This window comes from Bradyrhizobium nanningense (assembly GCF_004114535.1).
In the GTDB taxonomy this organism is placed as follows: domain Bacteria; phylum Pseudomonadota; class Alphaproteobacteria; order Rhizobiales; family Xanthobacteraceae; genus Bradyrhizobium; species Bradyrhizobium nanningense.
The window spans coordinates 274,557-298,233 of record NZ_LBJC01000033.1; the positions used below are offsets into that span (position 1 = coordinate 274,557).

Consider the following 23,677-nt stretch of genomic DNA (forward strand, 5'->3'; position numbering starts at 1 on the left):
CAGTTTTCGACCACCTCCGGAGTTCATCTTGTCTGACCACCGATCTGCCCCGACCGCTGCTGTGCCACATTTTTCTCTCGCCGCATTGATGTGGCCGACCCGGCCGGGCGAAGCCGTCGGCGCAGTGCGTGCCGTCGTGCTGATTGCGCTGGGCACCGCGTTGATGGCGCTATCAGCCAAGGTCAGCCTGCCGCTGCGCTATGTGCCCATGACGTTGCAGACGTTGGTGGTGCTGATGATCGGCGCGGCCTATGGCTGGCGTCTTGGCAGCGCAACCATGATCGCCTACCTCGCCGAGGGCGCACTTGGCGCGCCGGTATTTGCCGGACCGGTGGGTGGAATTGCTCCGCTGATTGGCCCGACCGCGGGCTATCTGTTCGGTTTCATCGCGGCCGCTTTCGTGACCGGCTGGCTCGCCGAGCGCGGCTGGGATCGCAGTGTGGCGCTGCTGTTTGCAGCAATGGCTGTTGGCCATGTCGTCATTCTGGCCGCCGGGTTCGGCTGGCTGGCGTTCGGCCTCGGGCTGGGCGTTGCGAAGGCCTGGCAGGTCGGCATCGTGCCGTTCGTTGCGGCTTCGCTGGTCAAGAACGCGCTTGGCGCGACGTTGATGCCGGCAGCCCGAAGACTGATCGAACGCCGCCGGTAAAACGCGCAAAGAGTTCGCGGTTCCAATTGACAGGGCCGGCCAAGTTGATCTTGGCTGGCCTGGCGTTTGAGGGGGAGTGAAACGATGACGACGACAACGATGGCGGGGGCGCCGATCGCGCGGCCCGCAGCAAAGCCGTGGTACAAGGTTCTCTATGTCCAGGTGCTGATCGCCATCGTGCTCGGCGCCATTGTCGGCTGGCTCTGGCCGACAATCGCCACCAACGAATGGATCAAGGCACTCGGCGACGGCTTCATCAAGCTGATCAAGATGGTGATCGCCCCGATCATCTTCTGCACCGTCGTCTCCGGAATCGCTCACATCCAGGATGCCAAGAAGGTCGGCCGCATCGGCGTCAAGGCGCTGGTGTATTTCGAGATCGTCTCGACCTTCGCCCTGGTGATCGGACTGATCATCGGCAATCTGGTGAAGCCGGGCGCGGGCTTCGGCAGTGGGGCGGCCAACGAGGCGGCCGTTGCCAATTACGCCAAGCAGGCCGCCGGTCAGAAGTCCGTCGACTTCGTGCTGCACATCATTCCCGACACGGTTGTCGGGGCCTTCGCGCAAGGCGAAATCCTCCAGGTGCTGCTGTTCTCGGTGCTGTTCGGCTTCGCGATCATGAGCCTCGGCGAGCGCGGCCACACCATCCGCAGCTTCATCGACGACGCCGCCCACGCCGTGTTCGGCGTCATCTCCATCGTGATGCGTGCAGCACCGATCGGCGCGTTCGGCGCGATGGCCTATACGATCGGAAAGTTCGGCACCGGCGCGATTCTTAATCTGATGGGACTGATCGCCACGTTCTACGTCACCGCGGCGCTGTTCATCTTCGTCGTGCTCGGCATCATCGCGCGCCTGGCAGGGTTCTCGATCTTCAAGTTCCTGGCCTACATCAAGGACGAGCTGCTGATCGTGCTCGGCACCTCGTCCTCGGAAAGTGCGCTGCCGTCCCTGATGGAGAAGCTGGAGCGGCTCGGCTGCTCCAAGTCGGTGGTCGGCCTCGTGGTGCCTACCGGTTACTCGTTCAATCTCGACGGCACCAACATCTACATGACGCTGGCGACGCTCTTCATCGCACAGGCGCTCGGCTACGATCTCAGCTTCACCCAGCAATTGACCATTCTGGTCGTGGCGATGCTGACGTCGAAGGGCGCCTCCGGCATCACCGGCGCGGGCTTCATTACGCTGGCGGCGACGCTTGCCGTCGTCGATCCGCGCCTCGTGCCGGGCATGGCGATCGTGCTCGGCATCGACAAGTTCATGAGCGAGTGCCGCGCGCTGACCAATCTGTGCGGCAACGGCGTCGCCTGCGTGATCGTCGCCTGGTGGGAGGGTGAGCTCGACCGCGACAAGCTGAACGCCAACCTCGCCAAGCGGATCGATCCGACCGACATGGAGACGGCGATCACGACGGACTGAGCTGCAGGCTGCATCCGACAGGCTTCGAGATAAGAGGGCTGATCGAGATTCGATCAGCCCTTTTGCTTTGGGCCTAGAACCGCTCCGGCCGATATGGCAGCGGATCAATCGCCGGCGTCTCGCCGCTCATGATCTCGGCGAGCAGGCGGCCGGTCGCGGGTCCCAGGGTAAATCCCTGGTGGCCGTGGCCGAAATTCATCCAGAGGCCGGGATGACGCGGAGCTGGCCCGAGCACCGGCAGCATGTCGGGCGTGCAGGGGCGGGTGCCGAACCACGGATCCGGCTCGGCGCGCTTGCCGAGGTCAATCAGCTCGCGCGCGGAGGCTTCTGCGCTGGCGAGCTGGACCGGCGTGGCGAGCGCGTCCATGCCGGTCAATTCCGCGCCGGTGGTGATGCGGATTCCCTTCGCCATCGGACCCATGGCGTAGCCGCCGCCCTTGTCGACGAGGGGCAAGTCCAGCGATGCGCCGCCACTGTAATGCATGTGGTAGCCGCGCTTGCGCACCAGCGGAATCCGATAGCCGAATTTATGGAGAAGGTCGGGCGACCACGGCCCGAGCGTCACGACGGCGTGGGCGGCATCGAGGCGGCCCTGGTCCGTGTCGACCGACCAGCCGGTTGTGGTCTGTTGCAGCGACTGCGCATCGCCGAGCACGATAGTGCCGCCGAGGCGCTCGAACAGCTCGGCATAGGCCGTGACCAGCGCGCCGGGATCGGAGACGGTCCAGGTATCGAGCCAATGGATCGCGCCGGGAAGATCGTCGCGCAGGATCGGCTCGGCTTTGGCAAGCTCACTGCCGGAGAGCACACGAAAATTCACGCCGAATTCGCGTCGATCTTCCTCCGCAGTCTTGATCGCCAGATCGAATGAAGCGGCATCGCGATGAAGCATACGATAACCGGCGCGGCGGATGAGATTGTCGGCATGAGCTTCGCGAATGAGGATGTCGTGTTCCGAAGTCGCATAGGCGATCAGTCGCGCCCACGCGTCGATGGCCTCGCGATGCCGTTTCGGCGCCGAGTGCCACCAGTAGCGGAGCAGAGGCTCGATATGGCGATGAAGCGACGACAGGCTGTAGCGCACGTCGTTGGTGCGGCCTGTCGCGATCTTCAGGAGCGTCGCGAGGTCGCGCGGCATCGGATAGGGGCGGACCGCTTCGGCCTGGATCATCCCGGCATTGCCGTAACTGGTCTCGCGACCCGGTTCCCTGCGATCGACGAGCGTGACGGCCCAGCCGCGCTGCCGGAGGTGCAGTGCGGCGCTGACACCGATCATGCCGCCGCCGAGAACGATTGCGCTTTGCATCGGAAGACTTCTCCTGTCGGGCCGGGGCGTTCCCAACGTTATTCCCAAGTGAGGAAGCCGGCGGCGGCCGACAGCGGGGGCGCTGCGGCAAGCCGCGCCAGGTCGGGGACCGGCCGGCACAATTTCGCATCGCCCGCGAACGCGGCCTCAATGCCCGCGGCAACCGAGAGCACGATGGCATCGCCGCCGCGCGGACCGACGATCTGGAGGCCGAACGGCAGTCCGGCTTCATCGATGCCGAGCGGAATGCTGATGGCGGGATGACCTGCAAGCGTGACGGCGTAGGCGAGCGCGAGCCAGTGGAAGTAGGATCTGGTCGGCGCGCCGTCGATCTCCGCAGGATGAGGCTCCGACCACGGCCGCGGGCTGAGCGTGATGGTCGGGCTGATCAGCACGTCGCAGGTTTCGAAGAAGCTTTGATAGGCGCGATAGATCCGCGTCTGCGTCGTCGAGGCCCGCGCGTGGTCTTCGAGCGTGTAGCCGAGCCCTTCCTCGACATTGGCGCGGACATTGGGGCCGAGCATCTCGGGACGTTCTTTGTAGTTCTTGCCGTGGGTCGCCAGGAACATGCCTGCGCGCAGCACGGCAAAGGCATCGTCGGCGCCGGAGCAATCCGGGGCCGCTTCGCGGGATTCTGCGAACAGCGGCGCGAGCTTTTTCACGCGGGCGCGGAACACGCGCCGGATCGCCTGCTCGGTCGGGGCGAAGCCAAAATCCTCGGTGAAGGCGAGGCGCAGCTTGCCGAGCTCTGCGGGGCGCGGGGCGGCCCAGCGTTCGGCGCGAGCGCGCACCACCTCACCGGGCAGCGTATAGGCAAGCGGATCGCGGGCATCATCGCTCGCCATCACCGACAGCATCAGCGCGGTGTCGGCGACGTTGCGCGCCATCGGCCCGTCGGTCGACAAATTGGACCAGCCGAACGCACGCTTTTCGCTGGCCACGAGGCCGTAGGAGGGGCGCATGCCGACGATGCCGCAAAAGCCTGCCGGATTGCGCAAGGAGCCGCCGGTGTCGGAGCCCGAGGCGAGCGGGGCCATGCCGCAGGCAAGGGCCACCGCCGAGCCGCCGGAGGAGCCGGCCGCCGAGCGCATGGGATCGAAGGGATTGCCGGTCGCGCCGAACACGGGATTGCGGGTGTTGCCGCCCGCCGCCCATTCCGGCGTGTTGGTCTTGCCGAAGATGACGGCGCCGGCGGCGCGCAGGCGCGCGACCGAGCCCTGATCGGCCGCCGGGACGTTATCCTTCAGCAGCGGGCTGCCATAGGTGGAGCGCATCCCGGCGGTGTCCTGGGTGTCCTTGATCAGAACGGGGAGCCCGTGCAAGGCGCCGCGGTCCTCGCCACGGAGGATGGCAGCTTCCGCCGCTTTGGCCGCGGCACGTGCGCCCGGCTCGTCCTGCGTCACGACGGCGTTGACGGCGGGATTGATGGCGGCGATGCGGGACAGACAGGCGTCGAGCAACTCGACAGGTGAGATCGCCCGGGCGGCCAACAGGCGGCGCAGCTCGACGGCGCTGGAATCGCAAAGCTCTGACAATGCCGGTCCCCTTTCAGATTGCGAAAACGGCTTAGCACATCGGGACAATGACGAAACAAAAACGCCCGGCGGGTGCCGGGCGTTTTGCGTCTGGATGTTCCGCTTTATTCGCCGCCGCCGAAGCGGCGGGACCACCAGCCGGCGCGGCGCGGGGCGGCGGGCGTTTCGGTTGCCGCTTGGGGCGCGGGTTCAGGTGCCGGTGCGGGCGGGGCGACCGGCTCGGCCGCCTGCGTAACCGGCGTTGCCGGCTCGCTCGGGCTGCTTGACAGGAAGCTCACCTTCTCGCGCACCGTGGAGCGGCGGCGTGCGGCCTTGTCCTCGGTGGGCTCTTCCTCCGCGGCAACGGGTTCGGGCTGGGTAGGCACCTCGGTCTGCACCTCGGCGCGCGGCTCCGGCTGCGAGACTTGCGGCTCAGCGCCGTGCTCGGCCTGCGCAATCGGGGGCGCAGCCTCATTGCCGAAGCTGTCGAAATCGGCAACCGCGTCGGCAGCTTCCGATGGCTGATTGGTGCCGAGCTCGTCGCCGATCGAGCCGGCAAGACCTTCCTCGCCGCCACCGCGACGGCGGCGTCCGCCGCGGCGACCGCGCCGGCGCCGGCGCTCACCGCTGCCCTGCTGCTCGCCACGGACTGCTTGTTCCTCGCCTTCCTCGCCGTCCTGCTCGGACTCGGCATCGTCCTCACCTTCGCCGGCCGCTACGGCCGCCTCGGGAAGGGTGGGGGCGCTATCCTCGCGCAACTCGCCCTCGCGCGGGCCACCGCGGCCGCGCCGACGGCGGCGGCGCTTGCGGCGCTGGCCGTCCTGATCGGGCGTGGCCTCGCCGGATGCCTGCTCCTCGGCGAGACCTTCGCTCTCTTCGGTCTCGACCTCGGATTCGGTCTCGATGTCGAAGCCGTCCTCATCGTCGTAGGCCTCTTCGGCCAGAGGCGGCGGGCTCGCAGCTGCCTGCGCCGCAAGCAGCGCCTTGGCGGCTTCCAGCGTATGCACCTGCTCACCGCGGTCGATCACGTAAGCCTGGGGGCCGCTGACAGATTGATCGGCAATGACCGACAGCGTGACCTTGAAGCCGTTCTCGAGATCGCGCAGATGGCCGCGCTTGTGGTTCAGCACATAGAGCGCGACGTCGGTGCGGGTGCGGACCACCAGATTGTGGGTCGCGCCCTTCATCAGGATCTCTTCGAGGCCGCGCAGCAGTTGGAGCGCCACCGAGGACACCGAGCGGACATGGCCGGTGCCACCGCAATGCGGGCACGGATCGGTCGAGCTCTCGAGCACGCTGGCGCGGATGCGCTGGCGCGACATTTCGAGCAGGCCGAAATGCGAGATGCGTCCGACCTGGATGCGCGCGCGATCCTGCCTGAGGCAGTCGGACAGCTTGCGCTCGACCGCACGGTTGTTGCGCTTCTCGTCCATGTCGATGAAGTCGATGACGATCAGGCCGGCGAGGTCGCGCAAGCGGAGCTGGCGGGCGACCTCTTCGGCCGCCTCCAGGTTGGTCTTGAGCGCGGTGTCCTCGATATGGTGCTCGCGCGTCGATCGTCCGGAATTGACGTCGATCGAGACCAGCGCCTCGGTCTGATTGATCACGATGTAGCCGCCGGAGCGCAGTTGCACGGTCGGCGAGAACATCGCGTCGAGCTGGCTCTCGACGCCCATGCGCGAGAACAACGGCTGACCGTCACGATATTGCTTCACCGCGCTGACATTGGCGGGCATCAGCATCTTCATGAAGTCGCGCGCTTCACGGTAGCCGGACTCGCCGGCGACCTGAATCTCGTCGATCTCCTTGTTGTAGAGGTCGCGCAGCGAGCGCTTGATCAGCGAGCCTTCCTCGTAGACCAGGGTCGGGGCCTGCGACTTCAGCGTCAGGTCGCGCACCGTCTCCCACATCCGGATCAGATATTCGAAGTCGCGCTTGATCTCGGGCTTGGTCCGGGCGGCGCCGGCTGTGCGCAAGATGATGCCCATGCCCTCGGGCACGTCGAGATCCTGCACCACTTCCTTCAGGCGGGAACGATCCTGGGCGCTGGTGATCTTGCGGCTGATGCCGCCGCCGCGCGCGGTGTTCGGCATCAGCACGGCATAGCGGCCGGCGAGCGACAGATAGGTCGTCAGTGCGGCGCCCTTGTTGCCACGCTCTTCCTTGACGACCTGCACCAGCATCACCTGGCGGCGCTTGATGACTTCCTGGATCTTGTACTGGCGGCGCGGGCGGAAGGTGCGCTCCGGCACTTCCTCCAGCACGTCGTCGCCGCCGACGGATTCGACGACTTCCTCTTCGGCTTCCTCGCCGTCCTCGTCATCATCGTCTTCTTCACCGGCTTGGCCGGCATCGGCATGCGGCGCTTCAATGCTTTCGCCGGCGGCGTAGACGGCATCGGCCGGCTCGGCGGCTGACGTCACGGCTTCGGCGAGAGCCTCGGCGTGCGCTTCGGAGGCGTCTGCTCCGACGGTTTCGGCCTCTTGCGGCTCGACAACGGGCTCGCTGGCCACGACGGGTTCTGCGCCAACCGCGGCGACGGGCGCGGGCGCCTCGTCGGCATGATCGTGGTCGTGATGATCGTGTTCGTCGTCATGACCATGGTCATCATGATCGTGATGGTGATCATCGTCATGGGCGTGATGATGGTCGTCGTGCCCGTGGTCGTCGTGATCGTGCTCGTGGTGATCGTGCTCGCCGTGCTGCTCCGCCTCGGTGTGCAGATGCTCGCCTTCGAGCGGCGCGCCTTCGGTGTACTCCGGCAGGGGCGCGCCCTCGACCGGCTGGGCGGTGGGATCGGCACCGGCGTCGAGACCCTCGACGATGTCGCTGCGCACGCGCTCGCCATGACCACGGCGGCGGGCGTTGCGGTGGCGCGAGCGGCGGCGGCCGTGCGAGCGGTTCTCGCTCTCTTCCTCGGCTTCGCGATGAGCCTGTTCCTCGGCCTCGATCAGCGCCTGCCGGTCGGCGACCGGGATCTGGTAATAGTCGGGGTGGATTTCGCTGAAGGCGAGGAAGCCGTGGCGGTTGCCGCCATATTCGACGAAGGCGGCCTGGAGCGAGGGTTCGACCCTTGTGACCTTGGCGAGGTAGATATTCCCGCGCAGTTGCTTGCGTTGCGCGGTCTCAAAATCAAACTCTTCGACGCGATTGCCGCGGACCACGACGACCCGGGTCTCTTCCGGGTGGGTGGCATCGATCAACATCTTGTTGGGCATGTCTTAACTCTTGGCGGCGGCGGGCGCGATTCACCGTGGGCGCGTATCGCGCCGCCGGGTGACGCGACGGTCCACCTGATTCGGGGGTGAGGGGAAGGCCGAAACGCCGTCTCTCGCGCCTTGCCGGACCGGAAGCTTCAGGACCATTGCGGCGCGCGGGATTTTCACTCCGCAGCGTCGCGAATGATCCTTCAGAATTCGTCGGCACAGTCTGGCGCATCAAGCGTCGGCCCGTATGAAGCATTGGGCGGCGAGGCCGCCCTTCAATCAGTTGCTGCTGGCCAGGCATGGCGCGAGCGCGCTCGCCTTGGGGGTCACGAACCGCTCCCTTGGGATCAAGGAACCGGGTAATGAGTTACGTCGCTGTCAGAACCGTCCCGGCAACGTGAGTGGTAACCCGGGACCGTTCCGCCGCCGACGCTTGACCCGTTCCACTCGCTGCCGCGCACCGCGCTGGTCTTAGAGGGAAACGGAAAACGCTGGAATTCCCAAACCTTGAGAGTTCCGGCGCTGCACCGGGAGGCTGAATGCGACACAACCTGAAATATCGGCCGTCAGCATTCCGTACATACGAGGAATGAGCCATCCGTGCAAGGGAGCGTCGCACGGCGGTCACAGTCGGCGAGTTTCGCGCTTCTGTCATTAAGGATGGATTAACCCTGTGGTTCTATTGCGTTAAAAGGGGCCGCTCGGAGGCACGGAATCGGTGGCGAGCCGCACAAATCAATGGGTTTTGCTGGGATGCGCGCTGCTGTGCGCCGCAGCGTTGCCATGTGCCGATTCCTCGCGCCTGAGGGCAGCGGAAAGCCAGCAGCAACCCGCTGTTGCGGCGGCGAATTTTCCGATCGCCTCGGCTGCCCGGCTGGCCGGCGACGGCAAGCAGACGCGCTTCATTCTCGACATCGACCAGGCCATCACCTTCCGCGCCCTCACGCTGGCCGACCCGTACCGGGTCGTCGTCGATGTGCCGCAGGTGAATTTTCAGCTGCCCGCAGGCACGGGGGCCGGGGGGCGCGGACTGGTCAAGGCGTTCCGCTACGGGCTCGTCATGCCCGGCGGCTCGCGAATCGTGTTCGACCTGACCGGACCGGCCAAGATCGCCAAGTCCTACGTGGTCGAGGCGGCCAACGGCCAGCCGGCCCGGCTCGTGCTGGAGCTGGAGGAGGTCGACCGTGCCGCCTTCGTGCAGGCGCTTGCGCCCGAAAACCGCCCCGAACTGCAGCCCACCATCGCCGAGGCGCCCCCTGTAACGGCTCCCGCGTCCACCGCCCCGGACACGGCGCAGCAGAAGGCCGATGGCCGACCGGTGGTCGTGATCGATCCCGGCCATGGCGGCATCGACAATGGCACGCAGTCGAGCGGCGAAAGCGAGAAGAACCTGGTGCTGGCCTTTGGGTTGGCGCTCCGCGACAAGCTCGAGAAGGCTGGCAAGTACCGTGTGGTCATGACGCGGGACGACGACACCTTCATTCCGCTCAATGACCGGACCAAGATCGCCCGCAATCTCAAGGCGGCCTTGTTCGTCTCGATTCACGCCGATGCGCTGCCGCGTGCCGAGGGCGATGCGCAGGGCGCGACCATCTATACGCTGTCCGACAAGGCGTCCGACGCCGAGGCCCAGCGGCTGGCGGATGCGGAAAACCGGGCAGATGCGATCGCCGGTTTCAACCTCGCGGAGGAGCCGACCGACGTCGCCGACATCCTGATCGACCTCACGCAGCGAGAAACCCGCACCTTTTCAAACCGTTTCGCCCACCTCTTGATGGGTGAAATGAAGTCGACGGTGCGGATGCACAAGCATCCGCTGAAGTCGGCCGGCTTCCGGGTCCTGAAGGCGCCCGACGTGCCGTCGGTGCTGGTCGAGATCGGTTACGTCTCCAACAAGGGCGACCTTGAGCATCTGGTCTCCGAGGGCTGGCGGTCCAAGGCCGTAGGCTCGATGGCGCAGGCGATCGACGGGTTTTTGACCAAACGGATGGCCACAGCGGGATCGTCAAATTGACGACCCGGGGATCGTCAAATTGACGACCCCGGGGATCGTCGAATTGACGACCCGGGGGATCGTCAAGTGACGACGCCGGGGATCTTCGAACTGAAAGGGTTTTCCGTCCCGTCGCAAAGGCCCTAGTTTGGCCACAGCGGGCGCTTTATAAAAATGCCGCAGGGGGTTCCGGAATCGGCGAGAATCCTGTTCGGCAAGCGTCTTAAGTCCGGCACTGACGGTATTGCGTAGGCCGGCGGAATTCGCGACGTGAGGTTGGCGCCAGTTTGGGGTGCCAAGGGACCGATACTGGGCTGATACTGGTACTGGGCTGATCCAGACTTTGAACGGATAAACAGATAATGCGCTTGCTGGTGCGGTTCATGGGCTTCCTGTTCGCCGCGGGAACGGTGGTGTTCCTTGTCGGTGTCGGGGCCGTAGCAGGCTTGATCTGGCATTTCTCCAAGGACTTGCCGGACTACTCTCAGCTTCAGGATTACGAGCCGCCGGTGATGACCCGGGTGCACGCGGTCGATGGCTCGCTGCTCGGCGAATACGCCAAGGAGCGGCGGCTCTATCTGCCGATCCAGGCGGTCCCCAAGCTCGTGATCAATGCGTTCCTGGCGGCCGAAGACAAGAACTTCTACGAGCATGGCGGCATCGACTACACCGGCATGGCGCGCGCGGGTCTCGTCTACATCCAGAACTACGGCTCGAACCGGCGTCCGCAGGGCGCCTCCACCATCACCCAGCAGGTCGCCAAGAACTTCCTGTTGACCAACGAGGTCTCGTTCGCGCGCAAGATCAAGGAAGCCTTGCTGGCGATGCGGATCGAGAAGACCTATTCGAAGGACAAGATCCTCGAGCTGTATCTGAACGAAATCTATCTCGGTCTGGGCGCCTACGGCATCGCAGCCGCTTCGCTGGTCTATTTCGACAAGTCGGTGAACGAGTTGACCGTCGCAGAAGCGTCCTATCTGGCTGCGCTGCCGAAGATGCCGGCGACACTGCATCCCGTCCGTAACCGCGACCGCGCTGTCGAACGCCGCAACTACGTGATCGACCGCCTCCAGGAGAACGGCTGGATCAAGCAGGCCGACGCCGAGAAGGCGCGCAAGGAGCCGCTGGCCGTCACCAGCCGGTCCAACGGCGCTCACACCTTCGCCGGCGAATATTTTGCCGAGGAAGTCCGTCGCGACATCTTCGAGCGCTATGGCGAGAAGAAGCTGTACGAGGGCGGTCTCTCGGTCCGCACCACGCTTGATCCGAAGATTCAGGTCATGGCGCGGAAAACCATGGTCGCCGGCCTCGTGAACTATGACGAGCAGCAGGGCTATCGCGGCGCCATGAGCAAGCTCGATACGTCGGGCGACTGGGGCGTGAAGCTCGCCGAGATCAAATCGCTGTCCGACATCTCGCCGTGGCGCATGGCGGTGGTGCTGGAGACCAGCGACCAGTCGGCGCGCATCGGCTTCCAGCCGAGCCGCGAGCTTGGCGGCGCCGTCAGCAAGCAGCGCGAGACCGGCCTCGTCACACTCGATGGCGTGCGCTGGGCACGAGCGGCTCAGGGCAATACCAAGGGCAAGACGCCGACCTCCGTGGCGCAGGTGCTGCAGCCAGGCGACGTGATCTATGCCGATCCGCTTTACAGCAAGGAGGGACAACCGGTCGAAGGCCAGTACCGGCTGCGCCAGATCCCCGAAGTGTCCGGCGCAATGGTGGTGATGGATCCCTGGACCGGCCGCGTGCTCGCAATGGTCGGCGGCTTCTCGTTCGACCAGAGCCAGTTCAACCGCGCCACGCAGGCCTATCGGCAGCCGGGATCGTCGTTCAAGCCGATCGTGTATTCGGCTGCGCTCGACAACGGCTATACGCCCTCGACCGTCGTGCTCGACGCGCCCATCGAAATCGATCAGGGGCAGGGCGCCGGCGTGTGGCGGCCGGAAAACTTCTCCTCGGGCAAATTCCAGGGACCGGTGACGCTGCGCAACGCGCTGCGGCAATCGCTCAACACGGTCACGGTGCGGCTTGCGCAGGACATCGGCATGCCGCTGATCGGCGAATATGCCCGCCGCTTCGGTGTCTATGACGAGCTGCCGAATTACCTGTCCTACGCGCTCGGCGCCGGCGAAACGACGGCGATGCGCATGGTCACGGCGTACTCGATGCTCGCCAATGGCGGCCGCCGGGTGAAGCCGACGCTCATCGACCGTATCCAGGACCGTTACGGCCGCACCATCTTCAAGCACGACCAGCGCGAATGCCGCGGCTGCGACGCGCCGGGCGGCTGGAAGAACCAGGCCGAACCGCAGCTGATCGACCGCCGCGAGCAGGTGCTGGACTCCATGACCGCCTACCAGATCACCGAGCTGATGGAGGGCGTGGTCCAGGCTGGTACCGCGACCGTGGTCAAGGAGGTCGGCAAGCCGGTCGCCGGCAAGACCGGTACCACCAACGAGGCCAAGGATGCATGGTTTGTCGGCTTCTCGCCCGACGTCGCCGTCGCCATCTATATGGGCTATGACAAGCCGCGTCCGCTCGGTAAAGGCAATGCCGCAACCGGCGGCCATCTGGCGGCTCCGATCGCGCGCGATTTCCTCAAGCTCGCGCTCGCCGACAAGCCCGCGGTTCCGTTCAAGGTGCCTGCCGGCATCAAGCTTGTGCGCGTCGTCTCCAAGACGGGCATGCGCGCAGGTCCCGGCGAGACCGGCGGCACCATCCTCGAAGCCTTCAAGCCGGGTACGGCGCCGCCGGACAATTATTCGGTCATCGGCGTGGCCGACGCCGACGGTCGCATGCCGGCCTCGCAGCAACAGCAGCCGGATTCCGGCTTCTTCATGCGGCCCGGCACCGGCGGGCTCTACTAAGGCCGGATAACACAGACGATCGCGGTTCCGGCGGTTGCGCTTTGCAGCCGCCGCCGTTACATCCCGTTGCAATCGAACGCGGACCCATTCCGCGACATCAGAGAACGACATGCGCGCCGAAATCGAACGGTTGGTAGAAGAGATCAAGCAGTCGGTCGGGCTGCTGAGGAGGCATCTTTGACGTCGAGAAATCGACGGCGCGCCTCGCTGAGCTGAACAAGCTCGCAGAAGATCCCAATCTCTGGAACGACCCCCAGAAGGCCCAGAAGCTGATGCAGGAGCGGACCTCGCTTGAGGATTCGCTCTCGGGCATCGGCAAGGTCGAGCAAGAGCTCGAAGACGATATCGGCATGATCGAGCTCGGCGAAGCCGAGGGCGATGACGGCGTCGTCGCCGAGGCCGAAGCTGCGCTGAAGAACCTCAAGAAGGAAGTGGCGCGGCGCGAGCTCGAAGCGCTGCTGTCGGGCGAGGCCGATCGCTTCGATTCCTATCTCGAAGTCCATGCCGGCGCCGGCGGCACCGAGAGCCAGGACTGGGCGCAGATGCTGCTGCGCATGTACACGCGCTGGGCCGAGACGCACGGCTTCAAGGTCGAGTATCTCGAGGAGTCCGAGGGCGAAGAGGCCGGCATCAAGTCGGCGACGATCCAGGTCTCCGGCCACAACGCCTATGGCTGGCTGAAGACCGAAGCCGGCGTGCATCGCCTCGTCCGCATCTCGCCGTTCGATTCCAACGCGCGGCGGCACACTTCGTTTTCGAGCGTGCAGGTTTTTCCGGTCATCGACGACAGCATCAAGATCGACATCAAGGAATCCGACGTTCGCGTCGATACGATGCGGTCGGGTGGCGCCGGCGGCCAGCACGTCAACAAGACCGAATCCGCGGTGCGCCTCACGCATATCCCGACCGGTGTCGCGGTGGTCTGCCAGGCCGGCCGTTCCCAGCACAAGAACCGGGCCCAGGCCTGGGACATGCTGCGTGCGCGGCTCTACGAGATCGAGCTGAAGAAGCGCGAGGAGAAGGCCGCCGCCGACCAGGCCGCCAAGACCGATATCGGCTGGGGCCACCAGATCCGCTCCTATGTGCTGCAGCCCTACCAGATGGTGAAGGATTTGCGCACGGGCGTGCAAACCTCCGACACGTCGGGCGTGCTCAACGGCGAGCTCGACGACTTCATGGCCGCGACTCTGGCGCAGCGCGCCTTCGGCACCACTGGTGCCGACATCGAGGACGTGGATTGATCATGCCCCGCGTCGCCTTCATCGGATTGGGGCGGATGGGCCACGGCATGGCCGGCCGCTATCTCGATGCCGGCTTCACGGTGGCGCTGTGGAATCGCAGCAAGGCCAAGGCGGAGGACCTGATCGCGCGCGGCGCGCATTGGGCGACCTCGCCGGAGGATGCGGCGATCGATGCCGATGCCGTCGTGACCATGGTCGCCGATGACGAAGCCTCGCGCGCGGTCTGGCTCGGGCCGAAGGGCGCCGCCAAGACCGCCAAGGCCGGCACGATCGCGATCGAATGCTCCACCGTCTCCTATGACCACGCCCGCGAGATGGGCCGCGAGCTGAACGCGCGCGGGCTGATCTACATCGATTGCCCCGTCACGGGATTGCCGGACGCGGCGGCCGCCGGGAAACTGACGCTGCTGGTCGGCGCAGATGCCGCCGATCTCGAACGTGCGCGGCCTTATCTCGAACCGATCGGCGCGACCATCCGCCATTTCGGCGCGGTCGGCTCCGGCACCGTCTACAAGCTCATCAACAATCTGATGGGCGCGATCCAGATCGCCGGCCTCGCCGAGGGGCTTGCGATCGCCGAGCAGGCCGGGCTCGACATGAACCTGGTGCTGGAGTCGATCCAGGCGGGCGTTGCGGCAAGCCCGCAGGTCGCGCGCCATTCCAAGCGCATGGTCGCCCGCGACTTCAGCGGCGCGACCTTCACGGCGGCGTTGCGGCACAAGGATGCCGCCTACGCCGTGAAGCTGGCGGAGAGCCTCTTGGCCGGCAAGCCTCTGGTCGCCCGCGCCGCGGTCGAAGCCTACGCGCAGGCCAAGGCCGCGATGCCGGATGACGACGAAGGCAAGATGATCGAGCTGGTGTCGCGGCCGAAGAAGCCGTCTTAAGCCGGGCGCATCCATATGGGGCAGCCTCGATCGGAACGCGGTCTCGGCATTGCCCTCGTCGTCGCTGCCGCGATTGCCTGGAGCACGGCGCCGTTCTTCACCCGGTTGTTGCCGTTCGATCCCTGGACCATTCTGTTCTGGCGCGGCCTGTTCGCCGGCTGCTTGATTAGCGTGTTTCTCATGGTGATGCAGGGCCGGGCCGCTCTGTGGCAATTGGTTGTGCCCGGGAGGGGCGGCCTGCTCGTCGCATCCCTGTCCACGATCGGCATGGTCTCGTTCATTCCCGCGCTTCAGATGACCGAGGTGATGAATGTCGCGGTGCTCATCACCACGCAGCCGTTCGTCGCGGCTGCGCTGGCGTGGTTGTGGCTCGGAGAGGCCGCGACATGGCGCACGGTGATCGCAAGTCTCGTCGCGTTTGCCGGCGTGACCATTACCGTTGGCGGTGTCGAAGCCGGCGCCGATGTCCGCGGCGTGGCGCTGAGCTGCCTGATGGTGGTCGCCATCTCGGCCATGACGGTCGTCGTTCGACGCCATAGAGAGACCTCGATGGTTGCAGCGGCAGCGCTGTCGAACTTCCTGGGAAGCCTCGTCAGCCTGCCGTTTGCCCACGATATCGCCCATGTCGGCGGCAACGGCCTTGCGATCCTGGCGATGTTCGGCTGTTTCCAGGTCGCGCTCGGCCTGACGTTCTACATGCTCGGCTCACGCCTGCTGCCTTCGGGGCAGGCCTCCCTCATCGCCACTCTGGAGACGCCGCTGATGGCATTCTGGATCTGGGTGGCTTTCCGCGAGGTGCCGGCCGTGCATGCGCTCATCGGAGGAGCGCTGGTGATCGGAGCGGTGATTGCCGATATCGTCGGGGATGCAAGGAAACGCCAGGAGGCGTGAGCCGTCTTGTTGCGAAGTGCCGGCGCCTTGTCGGAAATCGGGTGGCGAGAATCCCTGCCTCGGCCTAGGCGAGCAGTTGCGCCGAGGTGAAACAAATGCCCCCGAACGACGACAGGATCGACGCGCGAGACTGGTCGCTGCTCGCCGTGCTCTCAATCCTCTGGGGCGGCTCGTTCTTCTTCAACGGCGCGGCTTTGCGGGAATTGCCGCCGCTGACGCTGGTGTTCCTGCGCGTCGCGCTCGGTGCGGCTATTCTGCTGCCGCTGCTGCGCCTGCAGGGGATCGGCTGGCCCAAGGGCATGACGGGTTGGACGCCGTTCGTTGCGATCGGGCTGCTTAACAATGCCATCCCGTTCTCGTTGATCGTGATCGGCCAGACTTTCATCCCGAGCGGGCTGGCATCGATCCTGAATGCGACCACGCCGCTGTTCACGGTGGTCGTGATGGCGGCGGCAGGCGAGGAGACCTTGCATATCCGCCGCGTGGCCGGCGTGGCGCTGGGCCTTATCGGTGTGGTCATCCTGCGCGGGTGGGGCATCGAGGCGAGATCGGGGCAGGGGCTCGGCATCCTGCTCTGCCTGGGCGGGGCCCTCAGCTATGGATTCGCCGCACTGGCAGCGCGGCGATTGCTCAAGGACTCACCGCCGCTGGGCACGGCGACGTTTCAGCTGATGGTGTCGACGATGATGATGGCGATTGTCGCCGGCGTGGTGGAGCAGCCATGGCGGCTCGCAATGCCAGGCGTTGCGACGTGGTCCGCGGTGCTTGGCCTTGCCGCTCTGTCGACGGCGCTCGCCTACATCGTCTTCTTTCAGATCGTGCGCCGATCGGGCGCGAGCAACGTCATGCTGGTGACGCTGCTCATTCCCGTCACCGCCATCCTTTTAGGTTGGCTGATGCTGGGGGAGCCGATCTCCGCGCGCGAGATCGCGGGCGCCATCGTGATCGGCAGCGCGTTGCTGGCGATCGATGGGCGCGCTTTACACCTGCTGCGGCGCAGCGTGTAGTTCCATATCTGCCGTTTCATCTTGCGGAAAATCGCGGCGCTTGCCAGCCACCGTCCGCCTTGCGACACTCCCTGCAAAACAAGACTACAAAACACAGGGGAGAGACCAATGCCGGGTCGTCGCAAGAATCTTGCTGCCCTCGCCATGCTTGTTGCCGGCGTGCTCGTCACGGCACCGGCTTTGGCGCAGAAGAAATACGACCCCGGCGCCAGCGACACCGAAATCAGGATCGGCAACATCATGCCCTATAGCGGGCCGGCGTCGTCCTATGGGGTGATCGGCAAGACCGAGGGCGCCTTCTTCAAGATGATCAACGAGCAGGGCGGCATCAACGGGCGCAAGATCAATTTCATCAGCTATGACGACGCCTATTCGCCGCCGAAGGCGATCGAGCAGGCGCGCAAGCTGGTGGAGAGCGACGAGGTGCTCTTGATCTTCCAGTCGCTCGGCACGCCCTCGAATTCCGCGATCATGAAATACATGAACACCAAGAAGGTGCCGCAGCTGTTCGTCGCCTCCGGCGGCACCAAGTTTGGTGACCCCAGGAACTTCCCGTGGACCATGGGTTTCCAGCCCAACTACCAGAGCGAGGGACGGATCTACGCAAAGTACATTCGCGATCATTTCCCCGACAGCAAGATCGCCGTGTTCTGGCAGAACGACGACGCAGGCAAGGACCAGTTCAAGGGGTTGAAGGACGGGCTCGGCGACAAGGCCAGCATGATCATCGCCGACAAGTCCTATGAGGTCAGCGATCCCTCGATCGACTCGCAGATCGTGGCCTTGCACGATTCCGGTGCCGACATCTTCTTCTCATGGGCCGCGCCGAAGGGATCGGCGCAGGCGATCCGGAAAGTGGGCGAGCTCGGCTGGAAGCCGAAGTTCTTCCTAGCCAACACCGCGACCTCGGTCGCTTCGGTGCTGAAGCCCGCCGGGCTCGAATATTCCAAGGACGTCATCTCGACCGCGTATCTGAAGGATCCGACCGATCCGACCTGGGACAAGGATCCGGCCGTGGTGAAATGGCGGGAGTTCATGGACAAATATTACCCTGACGGCGACAAGGCCAACGCCAACAACATCTACGGCTATGTGCAGGCCGAGGCGATGGCGCAGGTGCTGAAGCAGTGCGGCGACAACCTCACGCGCGAGAACGTCATGAAGCAGGCGGCCAACCTGAAGGATTTCCACACCGACCTGATGCTGCCGGGCATCATGGTCAACACCTCCCCGGACGATTATTTCCCGATCGAGCAGATGCAGCTGATGCGCTTCAACGGGCAGGCCTGGGAGCTGTTCGGCGAGGTCATTACCGGCGAGGTCGGCCACGAGCGCAGCCAGTAGTTACAGCCGGTGGCTGGCAACGCTGTCGGCTTTTGTCTTCAGCACCATGCCGCCGGCGACCCCGACACCGAGCACATACATCCAGCCCTCGTGGAAATCGAACAGATGCGAGTTCAACAGCGAACTCGCGATGTTCTGGACGACGACCACGAGCCCGATCCAGGCGGCGAGGCCTTCGCTGAGGAATAGGCGGAGATGGACGATCCAAAGAGCGTAGAGCAGGACGACGCCGAGCAGGCCCCATTGCACCGCGACGTTGAGGGTCTGGTTGTGCGGATTGTTGACGACCTCCGCATCGAGGCTGCTCTCACCCGTTGCTGCGCGCTCGAACTGGCGCTTGATCGCGCCGGTGCCGTGGCCGATCAAGGGCGCCTCGGCAAAGCTATGGATCGCCTTGCGCCAATAGGTCAGCCGCTGCGCGGTCGAGGCACGGCTGATGTCCTCATGGCCGTGGCGATATTCGACGGCAATGTCGGTGATCCGCTGGCGCAGATAGGGCGACGTCGTCCAGGCTAGCGCGGTTACGGCGACCGTGCCTGCGAGCAGGACCAGCGTTGCGCGCCGGTTGAGATGCTTCCAGGCGAACAAGGCCAGCAGGACCGCAATGCAGAGCAGCGCCGTGCGAGCGGAGGCGACGAACACCATGTTGGCGGCGAACAGCAGGATCAGCGCCAGACAGGCCGCCGTCGCGACCACGTTTCCGCTGCGCCAGAAGGTCAGCGCGGGGAGCGCAAGCGCGAATGCACAGAGGGTGAACTCCTGGCTCTGGTCGATGTAGTTCTTGACGGGCACGCCAGCCGACGCCGTCGCTGTGATCTTCCAGGCAGGGTCGAGCAGCACGATCCAGGAGAGGACGGCAAGCAAGGCACAGGAGGCGAGAGAAGCGAGGCCAACCCAAAGACCGCGCTCCAACCGGCTGAAATGGTAGAGCAGCGGCGGAATCAGCACGAGCTTTGCCACCGGCTTGATCGCGTGCAGCCGATCCGCCCAAGCCCCGTCCGACCACAGCATGCCCATGAGCGCGAGCAGCAGGATTGCGAAGGGCAGAGCGTAGGCAGGCTGCGCGAGCCTGCCCGAATAGTCGCGCCAGTCGATGGTCGGCGTCACCGCGAGCAGAAAGAGCCCGACCAAGATCGAGGGCGCCGTGGTCGACCACGGCAGCGAGGCCGCGATCAGGACGGCGAGGACGTCTGCGGCCCGGACCAGCGTGGCCGCGCTGCGCCAACTCTTCCATCGGCCGTTCCTGCCTTCCTGATCGGCAGGACCGGGCCACAACGCGGATTCGGCGGTCATCCGTATGAAGCGAGTTGCTCGCCGACAAGGCTTTCCGTGGGCGCATGATGCCCGAGGAAATCGCGGGCCTGGGTCTCGTAGCCGAAGCGCTCGGCGAGCTCGTGCCGCCGCGCCCGGATCCTGCCGCGGCACTCCTCCTGCCGGGTCAGCACGCGGGTGATGGAGGCGGCGACCGAGTCGGTCGAGAACGGGTCGAAATAGTCGGCGAGTTCGCCCGCGACCTCGCGAAACACGGCGATGTCGGAGCACAGCACCGGCGTGTTCGCAGCGAGGGCCTCGATGATCGGCACGCCGAAACCTTCGGCGAAACTCGGCATGATCAGGCCGTGCGCCTCCGCAATCAGGGCGGCCTTTTCGTGCTCGTCGACATAGCCGGCGAAGCGGACATTCGGCGGCAGATTGCGCATCCGGCTGATCTCGCCGGCATAGCCGATCACGACGAGATCGGCCTGGGACACGCTGCGGAACGCGCGGACGACGGTGGCGACGTTCTTGCGCGGCTCGTTCGAGACGATGACGACGAAGCTCGGCCGCCCCGGACGCCCCGACGGGGCTGGGAGGTGCAGGACATCCGGGGCATCGAACCGGGTGCGGGGATACACGACCCGCGCCGGCAGGTGCGAAAATTGCGGCAGCAATTCCCTGAACCGCATCATGCTGTAGTTCGAAACGAAGGCGAGCTCGTCGGCCTGACGCAGGCTCGTCAAGAGGCGCGACAGGAACAGCCGCGTTGCGACGTCGCTGAGCTTGAGGTCGGTGAGCGGCAACAAATCGTGCACGACGCAGATCACCTTGGCGCCGGGCTTGCGCGTGATCGCCACCCGGGTCGGGGTGTCCACGACGATGACGTCGTAGTCTCGTGCATCGACCCGCGGCGGCGGCAGCAGGAAGAAGGCCGAGGAGTCCTGGTAGCTGTAGAAGCCGGATTCGAGCTGAAAATCGCGGAACAACTCGAGATGACGCAGGTCGGGCGGAACGTATTCGAGCGCAGCCGTCCTGTTCTCGATCAACCGGGCGCGCAAGGCCCGCAGCCCGATCGCGCGCAGGAAGCAGACGATGTAGTCCCACGACACGGACATGGTGGCCTTGTGGCGGATCCAGTCGAGCGTGCGGCGCAGGCCGCCACGCACGACCGGCTCGGCCATGTTGACCTCGTCGAGGAAGCGATAAAGGGCAAGCAGCTCGATGTTGCGCGCCTCTGCTGGAAACAGCTTGGTCCGCCGCTCGCGCCGCTGCAGCTTCCGATAGCGCCGCGTGGTCTCCACCAGCAGCGTCAGCGCATGCCCCTCGGCGGCGAGCGAGCGCATCAGCTCGCGGGTGAAATGGAAGATGCCACGCTTGTGGTTGGGCTCGCCCAGCGCTTCGGATATGACGAGGATGTTCTGCTTCATGCGCGTTTCTCGCGGAGCTCGAGGGCGTGTGCGGCCGGCGAGGTGACCGTGACGGTCGAGGCAATGCGGCCATGATCGAGGTTGATGATGCGGGTGCAGGTCCGGCGCAGCAGTGGCTGGTCGTGCGAGGCGATGATCACGATCGCCGCCTGCGACACGAGGTTCAGGAGCCGCTCCTGGGCCTTTTCGGCAAAATTCTCGTCGACCACGCTGAGCCATTCGTCGAGCAGGAGGATGTCGGCCGGAAAAGCCGTGGCGGTCGCAAACAGCACCCGCATCAGCATGCCCGAGGAGAACATCCGCAGCGGCACTCGCTGCATGCGCGCCTCGAGCTCGGTGAAGGCCCAGATCTCCTCGATCATCGCCCGGGTCGGCTTGCGGCCGCTGATCCGCAGCAGCAGGGCGATGTTGTCCTCCGCGACGAAGTCGAGGTTGACGCCGGCGTTGAGGCCGAGCAGGGGCACGACATTGCCCCGGACCGCGATGCTGCCGCTGCTCGGCGGATAGACGCCAGCGATCAATCGCAACAGCGTCGATTTGCCGGAGCCGTTCGGTCCGGCAAGCCCGATGCGGGCACCGGTTTCGGCCTCGATGGTGACGTTGTCCACGGCGCGGATGATCCGCATCTCGCCCGGGTCGCGGATGAGATGGCCGAGCAGCCGTCGTTTCAGCGAATAATCGTAGGCGCCGTAGAGCGGATAATCGAGACCGACGTTGTGGAGGCTGATCGAGACCATGCGTCAGATCCAGAATGCGGCTTTGCGCAGGTGGACCAGCGTCAGCATGCTCGCAATGACCAGCAATACCAGCGCGACGAGAACGTAGACAATACTCACGGGATCGACCTGGCCGCCCACCAGCGGCTCGCGCCACACCGCGAACAGATGTGTCAGCGGATTGAGCCGCATCACCGTCGAGCGGTGGTTGATCATGTCCGACGACCAGATCACGGGCGAGGCGAGAAAGGCGAGCATCAGCGTTGATTCGATGATCGGCTTGAGGTCGCGATAGCGCGTTGCCATCGCGCCGAGAACAAGGCTCAGGGCGAAAGTGCAAACCACGAACAGCAGCAGGCCGGGGAGTGCCGCCAGCGCGTGAGAGAGGTCGTGGGGCGACAGGATGAGCCACAGCACCAGCGGCACGCAGGCGTTATGAAGCGCGAACAGTCCCTGGCGGAACGTGCATTGCAGGAGGAAGATGACCGGCGGCAGCGCACGGTCACGGATCAGGCTCGCAGAGTTCTGCAGCGCCGTGGTCGCATCGAGCACCACGCTGTTGAGAAAGGTCCAGGCCGTCATCGAGAGCGCGAGCATGGGCAGACGCGACAGCACGTCGGCATTCGACATCTGCCCGATCACCGAGCCGAGCACCGCGACCACGATCGCCATCTGGAGCGACATCCAGAACGGGCCGAGCAGTGAGCGCACGTAGCGGTGGCGCATGTCCGACCAAGCTAGCGTCGCCGCGATCCGGACGCTGTCCAGCCAGCCGGGGGCCTGCGGCCGCTCGGCGCTCGCCGAACGCTGCTCACATGGCGCGGCAACGGCGTCGCGGTAGACGGTCTCCATGCCTTGCTTGAAAGCCGTGGCCGAATATCGGGTGAGGGCGCGATTGCGCGCCGCAAGTCCCATGCGGCGGCGGCGTTCGGGATCGCGGATCAGCATGTCGATGGCTTCGCCGAGCATTTCAGCGTCGCCAGGCGGCACGGTGATTGCCTCCATGCCGTGGCGGGCGACCCGCGGCACCGCCGTGTCGAGCGCCGTGTTCACGACCGGGCGGCCTGCGGCCATGGCCTCCAGCTGAACAAGGCCGAACGTCTCGGCATTGGTGACGGATGGCATCACGAAGACGTCGGCGAGGCACATCAGCTTGATGCGCTCGCAATCATTGACCGAGCCGAGCAGACGGACGCGCTCTGCGAGCCCGAGCTCCTCGATCAGTTGCACCAGGCGCGGTCGCTCGGTGCCCTCGCCGATGATCCAGACTTCGAAATTGTGTGCGGCTGCGGCACGGACCAGCACGTCGAACCCCTTGTAGGGCACGAGCCGGCCGCAGGCGAGCACCAGCCGGCCGCGATCATTGACGTGGTGCGGCTCGATCTTCGGCCAGTCGTAACCCGAGGTGTCGATGCCAAACGGCACCACGTGGCATTTGTCCTCGAATTCGCGCAGGAGCGGCGTGTTGTCGACCAGCACGTGGTCCGAGACGACGATCGCCTTGGCGCGCTGCAAAGTCCGCCGCATCAAGGGTTCGACGAACCAGCGCAGGCCGGCATGGGTGACGATGTCGGCGTGCCAATGCACCACGAGCGGCCGCTTGCGGCCGAAACCGAACGCGAAGACGAGATCGGCGAGCGGGAAGGGCGCGTGGAGCGCGAGCAGATCGTGCGCGGCGATCTTCCGCCAGAGACGCCAGGGATAGGTGGGGGCGGCGGGCAGCGACAACAGATTGCCGAACGAGCGGACGCGCTCGACCGGCACGTCGTCGACGACGATCTCGCGCTTTTCGGGCGATTGCGAGCAGACCAGCACGGCGGAGGCGAAGGCGTCCTTCAGGCTCGCGCAGATGTCACGGATCACCGTGAGCGTGCCGCCGAACAGGTCGGGATAATAGATCTTGAAGATGTGCAGCACCGACGGGCGGCGCGGATTGTCGCTGGTGTGATGCATGATGGC

Annotated in this window: 16 protein-coding genes; 9 read left to right on the forward strand and 7 right to left on the reverse strand. The window is 65.4% G+C overall.

What is annotated here, in order from left to right:
• The first annotated feature begins 88 nt into the window (after positions 1-88).
• Both XH84_RS30200 and XH84_RS30205 read left to right on the forward strand, forming a co-directional pair.
• On the forward strand, positions 89-646 hold the full coding sequence (locus XH84_RS30200) for a biotin transporter BioY (protein ID WP_128922029.1): 558 nt from the start codon (positions 89-91) through the stop codon (positions 644-646).
• Between the two features lie 84 nt (positions 647-730).
• A complete protein-coding gene (locus tag XH84_RS30205; protein ID WP_128921996.1) occupies positions 731-2,065 on the forward strand; it encodes a dicarboxylate/amino acid:cation symporter in 1,335 nt (444 codons plus the stop codon).
• A gap of 73 nt (positions 2,066-2,138) precedes the next feature.
• Here the strand turns inward: XH84_RS30205 and XH84_RS30210 are convergent, their stop codons facing one another.
• The 3 genes from XH84_RS30210 to XH84_RS30220 form a co-directional block, all read right to left on the reverse strand.
• On the reverse strand, positions 2,139-3,371 hold the full coding sequence (locus XH84_RS30210; RefSeq protein WP_128921995.1) for an NAD(P)/FAD-dependent oxidoreductase: 1,233 nt from the start codon (positions 3,369-3,371) through the stop codon (positions 2,139-2,141).
• 38 nt (positions 3,372-3,409) lie between these two features.
• A complete protein-coding gene (locus XH84_RS30215) occupies positions 3,410-4,906 on the reverse strand; it encodes an amidase (RefSeq protein WP_128921994.1) in 1,497 nt (498 codons plus the stop codon).
• Positions 4,907-5,010: 104 nt separating this feature from the next.
• Positions 5,011-8,103, reverse strand: coding sequence for an Rne/Rng family ribonuclease (locus XH84_RS30220; protein WP_128921993.1), 3,093 nt, complete (start codon positions 8,101-8,103; stop codon positions 5,011-5,013).
• A 706-nt stretch (positions 8,104-8,809) separates the two neighbouring features.
• On the opposite strand from XH84_RS30220, the gene XH84_RS30225 reads away from it, so the two are divergent.
• The 7 genes from XH84_RS30225 to XH84_RS30255 all read left to right on the forward strand — a co-directional run bounded on the left by XH84_RS30225 (position 8,810) and on the right by XH84_RS30255 (position 18,318).
• Entirely contained in the window at positions 8,810-10,105 is a 1,296-nt protein-coding gene (locus tag XH84_RS30225; protein WP_128921992.1) for an N-acetylmuramoyl-L-alanine amidase, read from the forward strand.
• A 341-nt stretch (positions 10,106-10,446) separates the two neighbouring features.
• On the forward strand, positions 10,447-12,951 hold the full coding sequence (locus XH84_RS30230; protein WP_128921991.1) for a penicillin-binding protein 1A: 2,505 nt from the start codon (positions 10,447-10,449) through the stop codon (positions 12,949-12,951).
• Between the two features lie 109 nt (positions 12,952-13,060).
• A protein-coding gene (gene prfB, locus XH84_RS30235; RefSeq protein ID WP_128921990.1) for a peptide chain release factor 2 occupies positions 13,061-14,192 on the forward strand; the annotation gives its coding sequence in 2 pieces (ribosomal slippage) (positions 13,061-13,129 and positions 13,131-14,192; 1,131 coding nt in all).
• A gap of 2 nt (positions 14,193-14,194) precedes the next feature.
• Positions 14,195-15,076 (forward strand): NAD(P)-dependent oxidoreductase, encoded by an 882-nt coding sequence (locus tag XH84_RS30240; protein ID WP_128921989.1) that lies wholly within the window; start codon positions 14,195-14,197, stop codon positions 15,074-15,076.
• A 15-nt stretch (positions 15,077-15,091) separates the two neighbouring features.
• Complete coding sequence (locus XH84_RS30245) at positions 15,092-15,967, forward strand: DMT family transporter (protein WP_128921988.1); 876 nt, start codon at positions 15,092-15,094, stop codon at positions 15,965-15,967.
• Between the two features lie 95 nt (positions 15,968-16,062).
• The gene (locus tag XH84_RS30250) at positions 16,063-16,974 is read left to right on the forward strand and encodes a DMT family transporter (protein WP_128921987.1); all 912 of its coding nucleotides are present in this window, start codon (positions 16,063-16,065) and stop codon (positions 16,972-16,974) included.
• Between the two features lie 108 nt (positions 16,975-17,082).
• Positions 17,083-18,318 carry an ABC transporter substrate-binding protein gene (locus XH84_RS30255; RefSeq protein ID WP_128921986.1) on the forward strand — a complete coding sequence of 412 codons (1,236 nt, stop codon included), beginning with the start codon at positions 17,083-17,085 and terminating at the stop codon, positions 18,316-18,318.
• Here the strand turns inward: XH84_RS30255 and XH84_RS30260 are convergent, their stop codons facing one another.
• From XH84_RS30260 to XH84_RS30275, 4 genes are read right to left on the reverse strand one after another with little or no spacing between them, the layout of a single operon-like run.
• Entirely contained in the window at positions 18,319-19,611 is a 1,293-nt protein-coding gene (locus XH84_RS30260; protein ID WP_128921985.1) for an O-antigen ligase family protein, read from the reverse strand.
• Positions 19,608-21,002, reverse strand: a complete 1,395-nt coding sequence (locus XH84_RS30265; protein ID WP_164936585.1) for a glycosyltransferase family 4 protein — start codon at positions 21,000-21,002, stop codon at positions 19,608-19,610. The genes XH84_RS30260 and XH84_RS30265 overlap by 4 nt, the downstream gene beginning before the upstream one ends.
• On the reverse strand, positions 20,999-21,739 hold the full coding sequence (locus XH84_RS30270) for an ABC transporter ATP-binding protein (RefSeq protein WP_128921984.1): 741 nt from the start codon (positions 21,737-21,739) through the stop codon (positions 20,999-21,001). The genes XH84_RS30265 and XH84_RS30270 overlap by 4 nt, the downstream gene beginning before the upstream one ends.
• Before the next feature lie 3 nt (positions 21,740-21,742).
• On the reverse strand, positions 21,743-23,671 hold the full coding sequence (locus XH84_RS30275; protein ID WP_128921983.1) for a glycosyltransferase: 1,929 nt from the start codon (positions 23,669-23,671) through the stop codon (positions 21,743-21,745).
• Between the last annotated feature and the right edge of the window lie 6 nt (positions 23,672-23,677).

Coding starts and splice junctions, on each gene's coding strand:
- XH84_RS30270 (WP_128921984.1), bottom strand. CDS start 21,739: ATGGTCTCGATCAGCCTCCACAACGTCGGTCTCGATTATCCGCTCTAC.
- XH84_RS30220 (WP_128921993.1), bottom strand. CDS start 8,103: ATGCCCAACAAGATGTTGATCGATGCCACCCACCCGGAAGAGACCCGG.
- XH84_RS30255 (WP_128921986.1), top strand. CDS start 17,083: ATGCCGGGTCGTCGCAAGAATCTTGCTGCCCTCGCCATGCTTGTTGCC.
- XH84_RS30240 (WP_128921989.1), top strand. CDS start 14,195: ATGCCCCGCGTCGCCTTCATCGGATTGGGGCGGATGGGCCACGGCATG.
- XH84_RS30275 (WP_128921983.1), bottom strand. CDS start 23,671: ATGCATCACACCAGCGACAATCCGCGCCGCCCGTCGGTGCTGCACATC.
- XH84_RS30230 (WP_128921991.1), top strand. CDS start 10,447: ATGCGCTTGCTGGTGCGGTTCATGGGCTTCCTGTTCGCCGCGGGAACG.
- XH84_RS30265 (WP_164936585.1), bottom strand. CDS start 21,002: ATGAAGCAGAACATCCTCGTCATATCCGAAGCGCTGGGCGAGCCCAAC.
- XH84_RS30200 (WP_128922029.1), top strand. CDS start 89: ATGTGGCCGACCCGGCCGGGCGAAGCCGTCGGCGCAGTGCGTGCCGTC.
- XH84_RS30210 (WP_128921995.1), bottom strand. CDS start 3,371: ATGCAAAGCGCAATCGTTCTCGGCGGCGGCATGATCGGTGTCAGCGCC.
- XH84_RS30205 (WP_128921996.1), top strand. CDS start 731: ATGACGACGACAACGATGGCGGGGGCGCCGATCGCGCGGCCCGCAGCA.
- XH84_RS30245 (WP_128921988.1), top strand. CDS start 15,092: ATGGGGCAGCCTCGATCGGAACGCGGTCTCGGCATTGCCCTCGTCGTC.
- XH84_RS30250 (WP_128921987.1), top strand. CDS start 16,063: ATGCCCCCGAACGACGACAGGATCGACGCGCGAGACTGGTCGCTGCTC.
- XH84_RS30260 (WP_128921985.1), bottom strand. CDS start 19,611: ATGACCGCCGAATCCGCGTTGTGGCCCGGTCCTGCCGATCAGGAAGGC.